Annotated in this window: 16 protein-coding genes; 13 read left to right on the forward strand and 3 right to left on the reverse strand. The window is 38.4% G+C overall.

Translation table 11 applies throughout. The annotated features are described in order from the left end of the window. Positions 1-18: 18 nt before the first annotated feature. A complete protein-coding gene (locus tag CKK03_RS17705; protein WP_099363891.1) occupies positions 19-858 on the reverse strand; it encodes a CAP domain-containing protein in 840 nt (279 codons plus the stop codon). A gap of 173 nt (positions 859-1,031) precedes the next feature. Here CKK03_RS17705 and kynB point away from each other — a divergent pair, with 173 nt between their 5' ends. Then, complete coding sequence (kynB, locus tag CKK03_RS17710; RefSeq protein ID WP_099363866.1) at positions 1,032-1,661, forward strand: arylformamidase; 630 nt, start codon at positions 1,032-1,034, stop codon at positions 1,659-1,661. A gap of 74 nt (positions 1,662-1,735) precedes the next feature. Here kynB and CKK03_RS23795 read toward each other — a convergent pair whose 3' ends face one another. Next, positions 1,736-1,885: a hypothetical protein gene (locus CKK03_RS23795; RefSeq protein ID WP_180271298.1), complete on the reverse strand. Its 150-nt coding sequence runs from the start codon at positions 1,883-1,885 to the stop codon at positions 1,736-1,738. Between the two features lie 321 nt (positions 1,886-2,206). On the opposite strand from CKK03_RS23795, the gene nagE reads away from it, so the two are divergent. From nagE to CKK03_RS17735, 5 genes are all read left to right on the forward strand, one after another. Continuing rightward, a complete protein-coding gene (gene nagE, locus CKK03_RS17715; protein ID WP_099363867.1) occupies positions 2,207-3,652 on the forward strand; it encodes an N-acetylglucosamine-specific PTS transporter subunit IIBC in 1,446 nt (481 codons plus the stop codon). Positions 3,653-3,828: 176 nt separating this feature from the next. Further along, a complete protein-coding gene (nagA, locus tag CKK03_RS17720) occupies positions 3,829-4,998 on the forward strand; it encodes an N-acetylglucosamine-6-phosphate deacetylase (protein WP_099363868.1) in 1,170 nt (389 codons plus the stop codon). A 3-nt stretch (positions 4,999-5,001) separates the two neighbouring features. Next, positions 5,002-5,796: a glucosamine-6-phosphate deaminase gene (gene nagB, locus CKK03_RS17725; RefSeq protein WP_099363869.1), complete on the forward strand. Its 795-nt coding sequence runs from the start codon at positions 5,002-5,004 to the stop codon at positions 5,794-5,796. Beyond that, on the forward strand, positions 5,753-6,478 hold the full coding sequence (locus CKK03_RS17730; protein WP_099363870.1) for a GntR family transcriptional regulator: 726 nt from the start codon (positions 5,753-5,755) through the stop codon (positions 6,476-6,478). Before nagB ends, CKK03_RS17730 begins: the two co-directional genes overlap by 44 nt. Positions 6,479-6,494: 16 nt before the next feature. Beyond that, positions 6,495-7,412 carry a DUF7916 family protein gene (locus CKK03_RS17735; protein WP_099363871.1) on the forward strand — a complete coding sequence of 306 codons (918 nt, stop codon included), beginning with the start codon at positions 6,495-6,497 and terminating at the stop codon, positions 7,410-7,412. Between the two features lie 195 nt (positions 7,413-7,607). Here the strand turns inward: CKK03_RS17735 and CKK03_RS17740 are convergent, their stop codons facing one another. Next, on the reverse strand, positions 7,608-8,045 hold the full coding sequence (locus CKK03_RS17740; RefSeq protein ID WP_142354037.1) for a VanZ family protein: 438 nt from the start codon (positions 8,043-8,045) through the stop codon (positions 7,608-7,610). Positions 8,046-8,191: 146 nt separating this feature from the next. Between CKK03_RS17740 and CKK03_RS17745 the strand changes: the two genes are divergently transcribed. The 7 genes from CKK03_RS17745 (at position 8,192) to cshA (ending at position 16,987) form a co-directional block, all read left to right on the forward strand. After that, entirely contained in the window at positions 8,192-8,596 is a 405-nt protein-coding gene (locus tag CKK03_RS17745) for a rhodanese-like domain-containing protein (RefSeq protein ID WP_099363873.1), read from the forward strand. Between the two features lie 116 nt (positions 8,597-8,712). Further along, positions 8,713-9,114 (forward strand): MerR family transcriptional regulator, encoded by a 402-nt coding sequence (locus CKK03_RS17750; protein ID WP_099363874.1) that lies wholly within the window; start codon positions 8,713-8,715, stop codon positions 9,112-9,114. Positions 9,115-9,333: 219 nt separating this feature from the next. Next, positions 9,334-10,656: a hemolysin family protein gene (locus tag CKK03_RS17755; protein WP_245864188.1), complete on the forward strand. Its 1,323-nt coding sequence runs from the start codon at positions 9,334-9,336 to the stop codon at positions 10,654-10,656. 343 nt (positions 10,657-10,999) lie between these two features. Next, entirely contained in the window at positions 11,000-12,091 is a 1,092-nt protein-coding gene (locus CKK03_RS17760; protein WP_099363876.1) for a D-alanine--D-alanine ligase, read from the forward strand. Positions 12,092-12,334: 243 nt separating this feature from the next. Then, positions 12,335-13,708: a UDP-N-acetylmuramoyl-tripeptide--D-alanyl-D-alanine ligase gene (locus CKK03_RS17765; protein ID WP_099363877.1), complete on the forward strand. Its 1,374-nt coding sequence runs from the start codon at positions 12,335-12,337 to the stop codon at positions 13,706-13,708. A 426-nt stretch (positions 13,709-14,134) separates the two neighbouring features. After that, positions 14,135-14,842, forward strand: a complete 708-nt coding sequence (locus CKK03_RS17770; protein ID WP_099363878.1) for an alpha/beta hydrolase — start codon at positions 14,135-14,137, stop codon at positions 14,840-14,842. A gap of 639 nt (positions 14,843-15,481) precedes the next feature. After that, the gene (cshA, locus tag CKK03_RS17775) at positions 15,482-16,987 is read left to right on the forward strand and encodes a degradosome RNA helicase CshA (protein ID WP_099363879.1); all 1,506 of its coding nucleotides are present in this window, start codon (positions 15,482-15,484) and stop codon (positions 16,985-16,987) included. Positions 16,988-17,210: the final 223 nt, after the last annotated feature.

The following is a 17,210-nucleotide window of genomic DNA, read 5'->3' on the forward strand; positions in this document are numbered from 1 at the left end:
AAAGCGCGCTTTTCTTTTTTATTTTCCAATAAACATTTGTGACCAGTAATTACCGCTAGCTTGGTGCCCAACTCCGATATGAGTAAAGTTTGGACTTAGGATGTTTTTACGATGTCCTTCACTGTTCATCCAAGCGTTTACTACGGCCTCTGGTGATGCTTGTCCTTTTGCGATATTTTCACCAGCTGTCTTGTACGATACGCCGAAATCCCTCATCATATCAAACGGAGATCCGTAAGTCGGACTTGTATGAGAGAAATAATTTTTTTGCTGCATATCATTAGCTTTTGTTTTCGCTACTTTACTTAATGTTGTATCGGCTTTAAGGGCAGGTAAGCCGTTTTTCGTACGTTGTGCATTCGTAAGGTCAATAACCTGTCGTTCAAAATTACTAATTCCAGCGGCAGGGGCTGGGGCCGGAGCAGGTTGCTGTGTAGCAGGCTGACGGTTTTGTTCAACAGGCGCTGTGTCACCTGTCGGGTAATTAGGTGCCGGAGTCACATTATTTGGTGCTGGTGCAGCATTATTACCATTACCACGACCTATAAAACGATTTAAATCATTTGGAATTGCGTTTGTACCGTCAGGCGTACGAACAACAACTTTTTTATTGATAAACCGATAATACTGTTGTTCTCCTTTTGCATGTTGTACGCTTGTAGTATGTGGATATCTATCACTGGACGTTGTAGTACGATAGGGACGGTCTTGTTTAATGATATAGCCGTTATTCACACTTTCAACGTTTGCTGACCGGTTATTGTCATCTGCAGCATTGTCGTTATTATTATTACATGCGGACAATAAAAGCATTGCAGAACCAAGAATCGCGATACCTGTTTTTGTAAATCTTTGCAATGTAAATTCCTCCTTCGCATGATTGGATTTACTTTTATATTTTGCTTCTGCAGTTGCGAAAGTATTGGTGGTAATTAAAGAGAATCGAATCGGCAAAAAACCCATCGAACCCCTTAAAGAAAGTAACAACTTCCAATAAAATAAAGGAAGAAAGCAAATACAAAATACATGAGGTGAAAGCGATGAAAATCATTGATATTTCTCAGCCTTTAAGTCATAAAACCCAAGAGTGGCCCAGCGATACCCCCTTTAACTACGCTCTCACATGGTCCATTGAAGAAGGTTCAACCGTTAATGTAGGACAAATCACAACAAGTACTCATATTGGAACTCATATTGATGCTCCATTTCACTTTGATAATGAAGGAAAAAAAGTACATGAACTAGACCTTGACTTATATGTAGGAAAAGCAAGGGTGATCGAAGTATCAAGAAAAAAGGAAATTAAGATTGAGGATTTAAAGAAGTTTGACTTATCCGGTGTTAAGCGGCTCTTAATCCGTACTAATTCATGGGAAAATCGGAACCGATTTCCGACCTCTATTACAAGTTTAAATCCAGAAATTGCATTATATTTAGCTGAAAAAGGAATTCAATTAATTGGAGTGGACACTCCGTCTGTCGATCAATTGGATAGTAAAGACTTACAGGCCCATCATCAATTACATAAGCGTGGAATCCATATACTTGAGGGAATTGTCTTAGAACATGTTGATCCTGGAGATTATGAATTAATCGCACTGCCACTTCCAATCGTTGGTGCTGATGGGAGTCCTGTTCGCGCCGTTTTGAAGAAATTATAGGGAACGAAGAAAAATCCATTGTCATAAGACAATGGATTTTTTAAACCCTCTAGGTGAAGGGAAAACATGCAGGATTAACAAGCAGCAGGTATGAGGTCATTTTGATTAACAAGCTCTACCTTAAATAGTAATTCCATTTGTTTGATCTCATACATTCCATTTTCATAAACGTACAGAACTTCATACAAATCGTCTTTATAAACGACTTTATCGCCCAATTTCACGGAATACTACCTCCTAATGAATGCTTATCCCCAGTTTAATATATAAGAATTCTAACTTCTATACACCTTTAGTTATATTCTGGTAGATAAAAATGCTGATTTTCATTTAAATAATCGAAATATTTGATGTAAAACAACTTTTAAAAGTGGTATAGACAACTACACAGCCGGGTGTTAAAATGAGTTGCAGTAATTAATCTGACTATCCTTTGGTTACACTAACGTGTAAGCGTTAACCATTTTGAAATCATTCTTGAAATATTGAAGTAGTTAAAAACCAGAGAATAGAAGGAAATCACAAAAATATAGGAGGAATTCATCATGATGAAATATCTTCAAAAAATTGGTCGTTCGTTGATGTTACCGGTTGCAGTATTACCAGCGGCAGCTATCTTGATGGGTATCGGTTACTGGATTGACCCTACTGGTTGGGGAGCTGACAGTGCAGTAGCTGCATTTCTAATCAAAGCTGGGTCTTCAATTATCGACAATATGTCAATTCTCTTTGCTGTCGGTGTTGCATTAGGTATGTCGAAGGATAAAGACGGCTCTGCTGCTTTGAGTGGTCTTGTTGCATACCTTGTTATTACTACACTACTTGGTACCAACACAGTTGCAATGCTTCAAGGGGTTGACCCAGCTGAGGTAAACGCGGCATTCGGAAAAATTGGTAACCAATTTATTGGTATCATTTCTGGTCTTGTTGCAGCATCTATGTATAATCGTTTCAGTGAGGTACAATTACCGGATGCTTTAGCATTCTTTAGTGGGAAACGTCTAGTACCAATTATGACGTCTGTAGCGATGATTGTTGCTTCGGCTATTCTTTTCTTTGTATGGCCAGTAGTTTATACAGGATTGGTATCATTCGGTAAAGGCATCAGTGATTTAGGCTCAATTGGTGCTGGGCTATACGGATTCTTTAACAGATTATTAATCCCAACTGGATTACACCATGCTTTAAACTCCGTTTTCTGGTTTGATGTTGCAGGAATCAATGATATCGGTAATTTCTGGTCTGGAAAAGGGGAAAAAGGAGTTACTGGTATGTATCAAGCTGGATACTTCCCAGTGATGATGTTTGGTTTACCAGCAGCTGCGCTTGCGATGTATCACACTGCAAAAACAGCTCGAAAAAAACAAGTTGCTTCTTTAATGATGGCAGCAGGTTTCGCATCATTCTTCACAGGTGTTACAGAGCCGCTTGAATTTGCATTCATGTTCGTTGCACCTGCATTATATGTTGTTCACGCAGCATTAACGGGTATTTCATTATTTATCGCGACAACATTCCATTGGACTGCAGGTTTCGGTTTCAGTGCAGGTCTAGTTGACTTTGTATTAAGTTCTAGATTACCACTTGCAAATATGCCATATATGCTATTGCTACAAGGTTTAGTGTTCTTCGTGCTTTACTATGTTATCTTCCGCTTCTTAATTAAGAAGTTTGACATTAAAACTCCTGGTAGAGAAGAAGATGTTGAGGAAGGTCAAGCTACTCAAGCGGATGGAAAAACAAAATTCGCATCTATGGCCGCTCAAATCTATGAAGGTTTAGGTGGAGATGAGAACGTAACATCAGTTGATAACTGTGTAACTCGTTTACGTTTAGAAGTTAAGGACATGGATAAAGTAGATCAGCAAAAGATTAAAGCAACAGGGGTTCCTGGAATTAATATTGTTGGTAAAAACAGCATTCAAGTTATTGTCGGAACAAACGTACAATTCGTTGCAGATGAAGTCAATAAAATTCGTAAAGAGAAATAAGAACGAAAAAGAGGGCTGTCCCAAGTTGGACGGCCCTTTAATTTATAGAAAAACACAATAATATTATGAGAAAAGGGGAAAAGTAAGGTAAAAATAACAAAGTATTAAGTGGTATAGACAACTAGCTTTCACTCGAGATATAATGAATGAGATGAAACATAAAAGGAGTCCTTGACATGTTTATTACAAACCTAACAATATACGCAGAAGACGGAATCATCGAAAAAGGGTTTATTGAAATCGATGGAGACAAGATTAAAAGAGTAGCGCCAATGGCTGACTTCCAAGCAAGTGATAAAGACGAAGTGATCAACTTTGATGAATCTTACTCATTAATTCCAGGTATGATTGATTTACATATTCACGGAGCAAGCGGGGCAGATGTGATGGACGCAACCCTTGATGCATTAGAAACAATGGTAACAACATTACCTAAGGAAGGTACAACAAGCTTTCTTGCAACAACGATGACGAAATCGAAGCAAGATATTGAACAGGCAATCGGCAATATTGCTGATTTTATACCGAACCAAAATACAGGTCATGCAGAAATTTTAGGAGCACATCTAGAGGGCCCATTTTTATCTCCAAAAAGAGCGGGGGCACAACACCCAGATAATATTATTAACCCCGATGTGGAACTGTTTAAACAATGGCAAACCTTATCAGGCAACAATATAAGGCTTGTTACATTGGCACCAGAAGAACCAGGTGGACTAGAATTAACAGCCCATTTAAAAAATACAGGTGTTGTTGCTTCTATTGGTCATTCTGATGCTGTATACGATGAGGTTGAGGCTGCGATAAAAGCTGGAGTTTCTCATGCTACGCATTTATTCAACGGGATGCGTGGAATCCATCACCGTGAACCAGGTGTAGCTGGTGCTGTTCTATTACATGATGAAGTAAAATGTGAAATGATCGTGGATGGGATTCATATTGCGCCAAAAATGGTGAAGTTTGCCTATAAAGTTAAAGGGAGTGAAGGTTCCATTCTTGTAACCGACGCTATGCGTGCAAAATGCCTTGGTGCAGGTACGTATGACCTAGGGGGGCAAGAGGTAATCGTAAATGGCGAACGTGCTGTATTAAAAGATGGAACCTTAGCGGGAAGTATCTTAAAATTGAATGATGCAGTTCAAAACATGATGAAATTTGCTGATTGCTCTCTACAAGATATTACACAAATGACGGCGGTTAACCCAGCGAAGCAAATTAATGTGTTTGATCGAAAAGGAAGTATTAGGGCTGGTAAGGATGCAGATGTTGTGATCGTGAATGATCAATTAGAGGTAATCATGACTTTTTGTCGTGGGAAACTTGCGTATTCAAATAGGGAGGGATAATAGATGAAAGTTGTAGCAGTTAAGAATTTTGATGAAATGAGCCAATACGCTGCGGCTATAATTTCACATCAAGTAAAAGAAAAACCAAACTCGGTATTAGGTCTTGCGACTGGGGGTACCGTAGTTGGAACATATAAAGAGTTAATTAAGGACCATGGGCAAAATAAGACATCTTATGAGAATATTCATACCGTCAACCTCGATGAATACTTAGGGATTGAAAAGAACCATCCTAATAGTTATCACCATTTTATGATGGAGAACCTTTTTTCACAAATAAATATTAATCAAGACAATATTCATATTCCAAACGGGCTGGCAGAGGATTACGAACAAGAAAGTAAGGCGTATGAAAAGGTGATTTCGGATTTAGGTGGAGTCGATCTTCAATTGCTAGGAATTGGGGTTAATGGCCATATTGGGTTTAATGAACCTGGAACACCTTTCAATTCAGAAACACATGTTGTTGAGCTTGAAGAATCAACACGCCAAGCAAATTTGCGCTTCTTTAATAGCATTGATGAAGTACCAACACATGCAATTACAATGGGAATTTCCACGATAATGAAAAGTAAGAAAGTTCTTTTACTCGTATCAGGAAAAACAAAAGCAGAGATTCTCGAAAAGGTAATCAACGAGGGAATTACTGAAACGATTCCTGCAACTGTTCTCAAGAATCACCCTGACGTAACGATTATTGCGGACGAAGAGGCGCTTTCATTGGTGGATGATGAAGTGAAGAGGGGCTTTGCTCATGATAAAGAAGAATTCACCCGTACCTATTTACTTTCAGATTGAGCAACATATTCGTGAAAAAATCGATAAAAAAGAGCTTAAGCCTGGTGAAATGATCCCATCTGAAAGAGAATTTGCGGAGAAGTACCAAATTAGTCGTATGACTGTACGACAAGCCATCACTAATCTTGTAAATGAAGGTTACCTACAAAGGGAACGAGGAAAAGGGACCTTTGTAGCAGTTAAGAAATTTGAAAAAAATGTACGTGGATTAACGAGCTTCTCTGAGGATATGCGCTCTAGAGGGCTCGAGCCAGGAACACAAGTGTTAGATTTTATCATAATTGAAGCAGATTCACTAATCGCCTCTAACCTACAGATAGAAGAAGGGGCTAAGGTCTACCAAATAGAACGTTTGCGATTAGCCGACAAGCAGCCGATTGCGTTTGAGGTTTTTTACATGTCGGAAGATCTAGTACCCGGCTTAACAAGTGAAGTGGCTGGGCACTCTATCTATCGATATGTAGAGAGTGAAATTGGGTTACATCTTACTTCTGGGGTTCAGGAGCTAGAAGCAACCACTGCTCACAAGCGGGAGGCTTCTGCTTTAGGCATAAAGGTAGGAGCACCTGTTCTTTACATTCAGCAAATTACATACCTAGAAGGTCAACAGCCGCTCGAATTTGTAAAATCCTATTATAGAGCTGACCGGTATAAATATAAAGTCGAAATGGTTCGAACATAAATTAGGAGGTAACATCATGAAACGTTTATTAGATTGCACAGCCTCAGACTTCAAAAAAATGAACGGCCAGGACTTAAAGCAAGCTATAAAAGCTTCAGAGGGAAGGACCATTTTATCCGAAGTGATTGGTTCCTTCCAACCCATGTATCCAGCAGTGACGAACGCAGAAATGGCATCAGCATTTGGTGCCGATTTGTTAATCTTTAATTATTTTGATGTGTTTTCTCCTTTTGTAGAAGGTTTTCAAGCACAAGAGGGTGAATCCATTGTCGAGAAATTAAAGGAGTTAACAGGCAGACCCATTGGATTGAATTTAGAGCCAGTTGATCCGAATGCGATGCAACTTGAAACGTTAAGCCAGCTTCCGAAAGGGCGTTTAGCAACAGAAGAATCCTTAAATGAAGCAAAAAAGCTTGGCTTCGATTTTGTCTGTTTAACGGGTAATCCGAAAACAGGTGTTACAAATAATGAAATTGTCGTTGCTATAAAGAAGGCTCGTGAGGTATTCGGAAGTGAGGGCCTTATCATTGCTGGCAAAATGCATGGTGCAGGTGTTGCCAATGAATCAGGAAGCGGAATCATTTCAGAGACAGCTTTAGACAGTTTTATTGAAGCAGGAGCAGACGTTATTCTAATGCCAGCACCTGGAACGGTTCCGGGAATTACTCTTGAAGCAACCGAGAAAAATGTCCGTTTTGTTCATGCAAAGGGGGCGATGGTTATGCTGACAATTGGTACAAGCCAAGAGGGCGCTGATGAAGCAACTATCCGTCAAATTGCATTAACGAGTAAAATGGCAGGTGCGGATATTTACCATATTGGAGATGCCGGGTATCATGGAATTGCTGTCCCAGAAAACATTATGACCTATTCAATCGCTATTCGCGGAAAACGTCATACATATATAAGAATGGCAGCTTCTGTTAATAGATAAAGTGAAACTTCAATCAGTGGGGGGTTCTTCATCCTGCACTGGTTGTTAGTTGAACCAATCGGGCTTTACGGGCAGTGATTATGGAGAAATTTCTTTATATCATTGTTTTATATTAAAGATTTAAATTGTGGAGTATACTGCCCGTTAATGCGGGATGAAGGAGACGAGGTTCCAAATACATGAACGTATTTGACCTCATCTCCTTTTTTTGCGTCTTCTTTTACGAACTCTCATAATTTGCAATAAAATAAAACCAATCACAGCCCCGACTGTATTCAGAATAATATCATCTACATCGAAACTACCGAGCATACTAAAAAGCTGTAGAACCTCAAGAGATGTGATCCCGATGACAAAAGCGAAGATAAATAAAAAGAAATTTGAAAGCTTTGGAAAAAGAATCGGCAACACGATTCCAAATGGTATAAAAACACCTATATTTCCGGCAATATTAATGATCCAAATGTGAAAAGGAAAATGATCATAATACATAAAGTAATTTTTGATTGTTGAAAAGGGTGTGAGATTATACCTGAATTCCCCACTTTCTGTCCGGGAAAATGCGAAAAACATCCAATATACAAGAAATAATGAATAAGTGATAAACACTGTACCAGCCAAAAACCGTTTCATTGCGTGCCCCAATTGAATAAAACTCCAATCCTTAAAACTATTACCTCATCTACAATAACGCAAAAAGAGTGCGATGTCACACAGGTTTTTCGTTTCTATTCTTTTTCGCTTATAATAGGATTAACTTATGAAAAGGATGTTGGAAAATGGATACGATTACAGTGCTTCAAATAGGTTTAGGAATTATCTTCATTATTTTAGTTTTCGATACCTTTAGACCGGTAAAGGACCTCAAACAATTATCGGAAGCTGATTTTAAAGAAAAGATGAAAAATTCAAAGGATATTGCAATCATTGATGTGAGAAACCCTTATGAATACCAAACAAATCATATTAAAGGTGCCATTAATCTCCCATTATCTAAAATTAAACGAAAGAAAGTGGAGATTCCAACAGATAAAGACATTATTTTATATTGCCAAACAGGTATACGTAGTAAACAAGCAGCCAAAGTCTTAAGAAGAAGACATAAGAACCTGCCTCTTGCACATATCAAAGGAGGACTCTATAGCCTAAAAACAAAAGCGACATCAAGTGAGAGGGAAAAGTAACATTGGGGTTAAATCGTACCGAAAAACCATCACGTTTGACTGTACGGTTTATTATACATATAATAGAAGAGTAGAAGACTGATAGAAGGGGTGAAGCCGTTGGGAAGTTATACCGAATTGGAGAATTAGCAAAAGAAGCAAATGTATCAAAGCGTACGATTGATTATTACACACAACTTGGTATTTTAACGCCTGAACGCTCAGACTCTAACTATCGATTCTATGGTGACGAAGCTGTGGAAACTCTCCATCTTGTAGCACAGTATAAGGAGTTAAACATTCCTTTACTTGAAATCAAGGAAAAGGTAGAGCTATTTAAAACAAGTCGTGTAGAGCAAGAGAAAGTCTTGAAATACACACAGGATTTATCAAAGCGAATGGAATACCTAGAAACTGAACTTAAAGAAATAAAGCCGATGCTTGAGGGATTATCCGCAGAGCAACAAAAATCGGTATTGAATAAGATGTCTTCACAAAGCATGGCACTTGCAAAATTAATTATGGTTCTGTTTACTTGAGTTAAAGAATCATATAGTTATGAAACTTACAGAATAAAAATTCATTCTAAGAGAATAAAAAATCATTGTCATAAATACTTTATATAAACAACAATCTTTGTAAATTAATTAAAAAAATAGTAAAGAAACTAAAAATCTAAAAACTTACCTATTTAGGAGGTGTAATCCTTACTCGCCTCTCGCGTGTAAGGAAACTATTTGGAGATATTTAATTTGGTCATGGTTGCAATTTTGATTGCGTTAACTGCCTTTTTCGTAGCGTCGGAGTTTGCGATTGTAAAAGTAAGAAGCACTCGCATCGACCAGCTCGTAGCAGAAGGGAGGAAAAGCGCAACTGCTGCTAAGACTGTCATCTCAAACCTGGATGAATACCTGTCTGCATGTCAATTAGGTATTACAGTAACAGCTCTAGGACTTGGTTTTCTTGGAGAATCAACTGTGGAGGCTTTACTTCATCCGTTATTCGGTATTTTAAATATACCGGATTCGTTTTCATCTGTTTTATCAATCGCTTTAGCTTTCTTGACCATTACCTTTTTACATGTAGTTGTCGGGGAACTCGCACCTAAAACAATTGCGATTCAAAAAGCAGAAAGAATTACCTTGTTTTTTGCTAGACCATTAATCTTTTTCTATAAATTGATGTTTCCGTTCATTTGGGTATTAAACGGCTCTGCTCGTTTGTTAACTGGATTATTCGGCTTTAAAAGAATTTCAGAACACGACATTGCCCATACCGAAGAGGAATTGAGACTTATTTTGTCTGAAAGTTATAAAAATGGTGAAATTAACCAGTCAGAATATAAATATGTGAATAATATCTTTGAATTTGATGATCGCGTAGCAAAAGAAGTCATGGTACCTCGTACCGAAATCATCGCGCTTGAAAACGACAAATCAGTCCAAGAAATTTTAACGATTATGACGAGTGAAAAGTACACACGTTATCCAGTCGTTGACGGGGATAAGGACCATATCATTGGATTGGTTAACCTAAAAGAACTATTAACCGACGTTGTGACAGGTACAGGTGCAGAAGGAAAAACAATTGAGGATTATACGAGACCTATTATCCATGTGATCGAATCAATTCCCATTCAGGAATTATTAGCGAAAATGCAAAGAGAACGCGTACACATGGCGATTTTAATAGATGAATATGGTGGAACTTCAGGTTTGGTTACGGTTGAAGATATTATCGAAGAAATCGTTGGGGAAATCCGTGATGAATTCGATACAGATGAAAAACCAGCCGTTCAAAAAATTAACGATACGACTACCATCGTGGATGGTAAGGTCTTAATCGGTGAAGTTAATGATTTGTTCGGATTAAAAATTGATGATACTGATGTCGATACGATCAGTGGTTGGATCTTAACAGAGCAAATTGATATCCACCCTGGTGACAAAATTCCGTTCGGGGATTATGAATTTAGAATTATCGAAATGGATGGTCACCATATCAAATCACTCGAAATCAAAAAAATAATCCAACAAGAACATGTCTACACCATTGGCCAAAGCGCCAGCGCATTAGAATAGATGCAAAAGCCTTGACGATTTTTTCGTCAAGGCTTTTTATGTGGGCTAAATTGGGTAAAATGCGATTTTTCTGGTTAAAGCGCAATTATGTGGAATAACGAGCAAATCCGCCGGCTAAAGCGCAATTACTCAAAATAACACGCAAATCTGCCTGATTAACACGCAATTACCGATAATAGAGCGCAAATTCCACACACAACAGATTCTAAAAATTAGGTTCAAGCCTAGACAGACACATTTCTAGACTCATGTAATAAATTATAGAAATGTTATGTAATTGTTATATAATATATAAGCGTTAATGTTAAAATAAAGGGTATACGAATTTTTAGGAGGAAGCTTAATGAAGGTAAAACTAGGCTTGCTATACGGAGGGAAATCAGCTGAGCATAAGGTTTCCTTACAAACCGCATTAGCTGTAATCAAAGCATTAGATCACTCAAAATATGATATTCATCCCATTTATATATCAGAACAAGGCGAATGGATTCGTGGGAATCAATTGACAGGTCCAGTTGATGACGTAAAGAAATTAGTATTAAAAGAGGCTGGAACACCCATTTCACCTGTTTCATTAAACGCAGAACTTTTTCCTGCGCAGCAATCTACTCAGAATCAGAATGAATCAATCGATGTTGTGTTTCCATTGCTACATGGACCAAATGGTGAGGATGGAACGGTTCAGGGACTGCTTGAGCTTATGAATATCCCGTACGTTGGCAATGGCGTACTTGCTTCATCAGCAGGTATGGATAAAGTAATTATGAAAAACATCTTTGGCCAAGCTGGGCTGCTTCAAGCAAAATATGCATCATATATTCGTAGTGAATGGAAGAAAAATCCGGAAGATGCGTACGCTAAAGTTGAAGAAGAACTTGGCTACCCTTGCTTTGTAAAACCAGCAAACCTTGGCTCAAGCGTTGGTATTAGCAAAGCAACAGACCGTGAAAGTCTTGAAAAGGCATTCGAAGAAGCTTTCATGTTTGACCGTAAAGTTATTATTGAAGAGGCAATCATTGGCCGTGAAATTGAAATCGGTGTCCTTGGAAACGACAATCCGAGCTGTTCGGTTGTTGGAGAAATCGTACCAAAGAAAGATTTTTACGACTATAAAGCAAAATATGAAGATGGCGATACAGCTCTCATCATTCCTGCTGATATCACAGATGAGGAATATGAAAATGTCAAGACAGAGGCAATTAAAGCGTTCAAAGCACTTGATTGCTCAGGATTAGTTAGAGCGGACTTCTTCCTAACAAAAGAGGGGAAAGTCATCATTAATGAAGTAAATACGATGCCTGGATTTACCCCATTCAGTATGTTCCCGTTACTTTGGCAGGAGGCTGGAGTGAGCTATCCAGAACTTATTGAAAAATTAGTCGAGCTTGCAATCGAGCGCCATAACGAAAAACAAACGATTAAATACACCATCTAAAAAACTTTATTCAATACAATTCTCACTCTTTTGGGTGGAATGAATGTAATTAAGGTATACAATTTTGTAAGGGCTGAGACCTAGATTGAATAAAGTTTAGCCTCCGGCGGATGCCACGATTTTTCAAAGGAAAGTTTTCGAGCAAGCTCGAAAAAATCGGGCGCAAATACGCCAAGGCGCATTTGATTAAAAAACACTATTCTTCCTTCTGAATAGTGTTTCTTTATGAAAGGAGAGATTTTCATGATAAAAAAGACGTTGGCACAAATCGCACTGATGGCAAACGGTGAAAAGCTTGATCCACAATTCCAAAATGTCGTGATTGAAGGTGTATCCATTGACACAAGAACGATCTCACCTGGAAATCTGTACATACCAATCATTGGCGAGACCTTTAATGGCCATCAATTTGTGGAGTCGGCGATTGATAATGGTGCAGCAGCGGTACTTTGGGGTAGTGACCAGCCAAATCCACCACAGCAAATTCCTGTTATTTTTGTAAAGGACACATTAGAAGCTCTTCAAACTCTAGCAAAAAACTATCGTGATGAACTTTCGATAAAAGTCGTCGGGATTACAGGAAGCAATGGAAAAACAACAACAAAAGATATGGTCACAGCTGTTTTATCAACGAATCTGCGTGTTCAAAAAACAGAAGGGAATTTCAATAATCATATCGGCTTGCCTTTAACTCTTTTACGATTAAAAGAAGATACGGAAGTTGCTGTACTTGAAATGGGAATGAGTGCTTTTGGCGAAATTGAATTCCTTACATTATTAGCACGACCTGATGTGGCAGTTATAACGAATATTGGTGAATCCCATATGATGGATCTCGGTTCTCGTGAAGGAATTGCCAAGGCGAAGCTTGAAATTGTTGATGGGTTAGCGAAGGATGGCTTGCTTATTTATCATGGAGACGAACCACTTTTAACAGAACGGGTTAAAGCAATGGATATCCATACGACAACCTTTGGTGAGTCAACAAAAAATGATCTGTATCCATTAAGCATTAAACAAGAAAATGAGGGTACCTATTTTTCCATTAATGAGCAAGAAAACAAGGAATTTTATGTGCCGGTTTTAGGTAAACATAATGTTAATAATGCAATGGCTGCAATTGAAGTTGCTCGTCATTTCGGGTTATCCTGGGACCAAATCGAAAGTGGCTTGCAACAAATAAAGATTACGAATATGAGGCTTGAGCTAATTGAGGGAGTCAAAGGGACAAAACTAATTAATGATGCATACAATGCAAGCCCACTATCCATGAAAGCTGCCATCAACCTAATTCATGATTTAAAGACTTCTGGTAAAAAAATAGTTGTATTGGGTGACATGTTAGAGCTTGGAGACAAAGAAAATGAATACCACGAAGAAGTGGGGCGCTTCATTCAGCCAGACAAGGTTGATTATGTATTCACATACGGCGCATTAGGTGAGCATATCGCCAATGGGGCAAAAGAACAATTTCCTGAAGAACGTGTTTCCGCGTTCCTAGAAAAGGAAAAACTAATAGAAGCATTACAAAACCTATTATCAGAAGGGGATATCCTTTTAGTAAAAGGTTCAAGAGGGATGAAGCTCGAAGAAGTTATTTTTGCCTTCAAAAAATAAGAAAAAGCTCGGCGTGCACCTGCCGAGCTTTTCTAGTTTATAAATGGTAATATAATTAGAATAGTCAGTAAGATTCCTAAGGAGTATGATAATAATTCTTTCATAAAATCTGAGTTTTCATTGAATAGCTTGTCCATTTAAAACCCTCCCAAATATGTTTCTTACTTATTAGTACGTTTGAAAACGATAAATGTTACAAAAACATTACAATTATTTCAAAAATATTTTTACTTTATTCAGCCTCGACTGAATAAAGTAAAAAGGCCCCGGCGGATGCCACGATTTTTCAGAGGTAATTTTCGAGTAGTAAGATCAAAGACTAAATACGCCACTTCCTGTGGCAACGTCTTTATGACCTACTTCCTGTAGGCCTAAAAATCGGGCGCAAATACGCCAAGGCGCATTTGATTGAAAGGAGTAATTTTGATGATTGGCTGTTTGTTCATCCATGGTTTTACTGGGGCTCCATATGAGGTTGAGCCACTTGCAGAGCATATCCGCCATTCAACAGATTGGGTCGTCCGAACACCAACCTTGCCCGGTCATGGCGAGACCTTGAATTTAAAAGGAACCCATTACTCAGAATGGATTGAATATGCGGAAAAAGAACTAGTTGAGCTCCTTCATATTTGTGATCAGGTTTTTGTCATCGGTTTTTCGATGGGAGGAATCATCGCTGGTTACTTAGCAACGCGTTTTCCAATTCAAAAACTCGTCTTACTAAGTGCTGCTGCTTACTATATCAATCCAAAGCAACTCGTTACCGATATAAAACTTATGCTTCGTGATGGTCTAAACAAAAATCTCCATAAAAATGAACTGTATTTACGGTATAAAAAGAAAATCGTGGACACTCCTCTGTCCGCAACAATTGAATTTCGAAAGCTTGTGCAAAAAATTAGGCCGTTACTAAACCAAATTAATGTGCCTACCTTAATTGTACAAGGCGAATGTGACGGGATTGTTCCAGTTAAAAGTGCACATTACTTAAATCAAGTCATCTCATCAACACAAAAAAGACTCCTTTTTTTACCATGTGCAAAGCATCATGTTTGTTATGGTGGGGACCGGGAAACACTATTTAAAGAGGTAGATTCATTCTTACATGAAACAACAAAAGAGTGTATATACTAATCATTGAAAATTCAGCTTTATTGCATTTATAAAGGGGTAGTGGTAAGATTACAAATACAGTGTTAAAAAGGGCATAACTTGTTAATTAATTGGTAACGCCCTTTTATTAACTTTTTGGACGTGAACCCTGAGGGCATTACTTCCGTTATTTCACGGAATATGTCCTTTTTTTAAGCAGAATTTGATTCTGATCTACTATAAATACTAGGCAGTTGCCTACCTACCGCGCATTTTCATCATGTGTAGGTTTTGCGATCATGGTGCAAACATTTGTATCCAGCTTAAAAATCGTATTTAACTTTATTCAGAAAATCCCCCACATCACCTTTATAAGTGGGATGAATGCAAGAAGAGCACCTAAATTAATCAGGGGTACAATAAACCCCATTTGAATAAAGTTAAGGCCCTTGGTAAATGCCGCGATTTCCCAAATGAATTATTCGAGATAACGAAGACTAAGTACGCCATGTACTGTGGAACGTCTTTATAATCCTCTTCCTTTGGGTAAAGAAATCGAGCACAAATATACCAAGGCGCATTTGATTAGAGGCGAAAAGCCCAGTGTCTATACAGATTTCCCGTCTAAATAGTCAATTTTGTCATTGTACAAATAGATTAGCAAAAAGGAGTATGAAAAAATTGGCAGTATTTAACGAACTAGGGATTAGTCAAGACCTAATGAAATCAATTAGTAAAATGGGGTTTGAAGAGGCAACTCCGATTCAAGCACAAACGATTCCATTAGCATTAAAAGGGCATGACGTTATTGGTCAAGCTCAAACAGGAACAGGAAAAACAGCAGCATTTGGAATTCCGCTTATCGAAAATGTCGATGTAAAAGACGACAACATTCAGGGAATTGTCATTGCACCAACTCGTGAACTTGCGATTCAGGTATCGGAAGAACTTAATAAAATCGGGCACTTCAACCGCGTTCGAATTTTACCAATCTATGGTGGCCAGGACATCTCTCGCCAAATTCGTTCACTGAAGAAACACCCTCATATCATTGTTGGTACGCCAGGGCGTGTAATTGACCATATTAATCGTAAAACTCTTAAGCTTCAAAATGTAAAAACGGTTGTCCTAGATGAGGCAGATGAAATGTTGAACATGGGCTTTATCGAGGATATTGAGGCGATCTTAAAAGGAGTTCCCGATGAGCGTCAAACTTTGCTTTTCTCTGCAACTATGCCGGGTCCAATCCAACGCATTGCTGAGCGTTTCATGAAAGACCCACAAATTGTGAAAGTAAAAGCGAAAGAAGTAACAGTACCAAATATCCAACAATACTACCTAGAAGTACAAGAAAAGAACAAGTTTGATGTCCTAACGCGTTTATTAGATATCCAATCACCGGAATTAGCGATTATCTTTGGACGTACGAAGCGTCGTGTTGATGAGCTTTCAGAAGCATTAACTTTAAGAGGTTATGCGGCAGAGGGAATCCATGGTGACCTAAGTCAAGCAAAACGTATATCTGTTTTGCGTAAATTCAAAGAAGGATCTATCGAAGTATTAGTTGCGACAGATGTTGCAGCACGTGGACTAGATATTTCCGGTGTTACACATGTATATAATTTTGATATTCCACAAGACCCTGAAAGCTATGTACACCGAATTGGACGTACAGGTAGAGCAGGAAAACATGGTATGGCGATGACTTTCGTAACACCACGAGAAATCGGCCAACTTAAAAACGTGGAAAATACAACAAAACGTAAAATGGACAAAATGAAGCCACCTACATTGGATGAGGCTTTAGAAGGTCAACAAAAGATTACGATGGAAAAAATCGTATCTATGATCGAGTCCAATAATTTATCATACTATACTCGTCTCGCTGAAGAGCTATTAGAGGAGCATGATTCAGTTTCTGTTGTTGCAGCAGCAATTAAGTTAATGACTAAAGAGCCAGATGCAACACCAGTCAAACTAACTGACGAAGCACCTCTTCGCGTTAAGAGAGACAATCGAGATAATAACCGCGGTGGTGGACGTGACCGTGGGCGTTATAAAGGTAGTCGTGACCGCGGTCGTGGAAATGGTGGACGACAAGGTTCAGGCGGTCGTCAAGGATCAGGCGGAAATCGTTACTCTTCAAGTAGCAATCGTCGCGGCAACTTCCGTAAAAACGAAGAATAATTATATCAAACCAAAAAAGGCGTGCAAACTGACACCAGTTTAGCACGCCTTTTTGTATGAATGAATGATGAACGATTTAGAGTAGATGAAAGGGAAAAGCTGTAAAGATGTAAAGAATCTGATTGGAATCCCCTTCATAGCGATATATGAAGAGGAAAAGTAGAAAAAATCCTAGTCGAAGTCCTCTTCATAACCTAGATGAAGGGGAAAAGTGTAAGAGAAT

Origin of the sequence: Fredinandcohnia onubensis (assembly GCF_002734215.1) — a bacterium.
GTDB classification, from domain to species: Bacteria; Bacillota; Bacilli; order Bacillales; family Bacillaceae_L; genus Ferdinandcohnia; species Ferdinandcohnia onubensis.

Coding starts and splice junctions, on each gene's coding strand:
- CKK03_RS17765 (WP_099363877.1), top strand. CDS start 12,335: ATGATAAAAAAGACGTTGGCACAAATCGCACTGATGGCAAACGGTGAA.
- CKK03_RS17730 (WP_099363870.1), top strand. CDS start 5,753: ATGATAAAGAAGAATTCACCCGTACCTATTTACTTTCAGATTGAGCAA.
- CKK03_RS17770 (WP_099363878.1), top strand. CDS start 14,135: ATGATTGGCTGTTTGTTCATCCATGGTTTTACTGGGGCTCCATATGAG.
- nagB (WP_099363869.1), top strand. CDS start 5,002: ATGAAAGTTGTAGCAGTTAAGAATTTTGATGAAATGAGCCAATACGCT.
- CKK03_RS17745 (WP_099363873.1), top strand. CDS start 8,192: ATGGATACGATTACAGTGCTTCAAATAGGTTTAGGAATTATCTTCATT.
- CKK03_RS17755 (WP_245864188.1), top strand. CDS start 9,334: ATGGTTGCAATTTTGATTGCGTTAACTGCCTTTTTCGTAGCGTCGGAG.
- nagA (WP_099363868.1), top strand. CDS start 3,829: ATGTTTATTACAAACCTAACAATATACGCAGAAGACGGAATCATCGAA.
- nagE (WP_099363867.1), top strand. CDS start 2,207: ATGATGAAATATCTTCAAAAAATTGGTCGTTCGTTGATGTTACCGGTT.
- CKK03_RS17740 (WP_142354037.1), bottom strand. CDS start 8,045: ATGAAACGGTTTTTGGCTGGTACAGTGTTTATCACTTATTCATTATTT.
- CKK03_RS17735 (WP_099363871.1), top strand. CDS start 6,495: ATGAAACGTTTATTAGATTGCACAGCCTCAGACTTCAAAAAAATGAAC.
- CKK03_RS17760 (WP_099363876.1), top strand. CDS start 11,000: ATGAAGGTAAAACTAGGCTTGCTATACGGAGGGAAATCAGCTGAGCAT.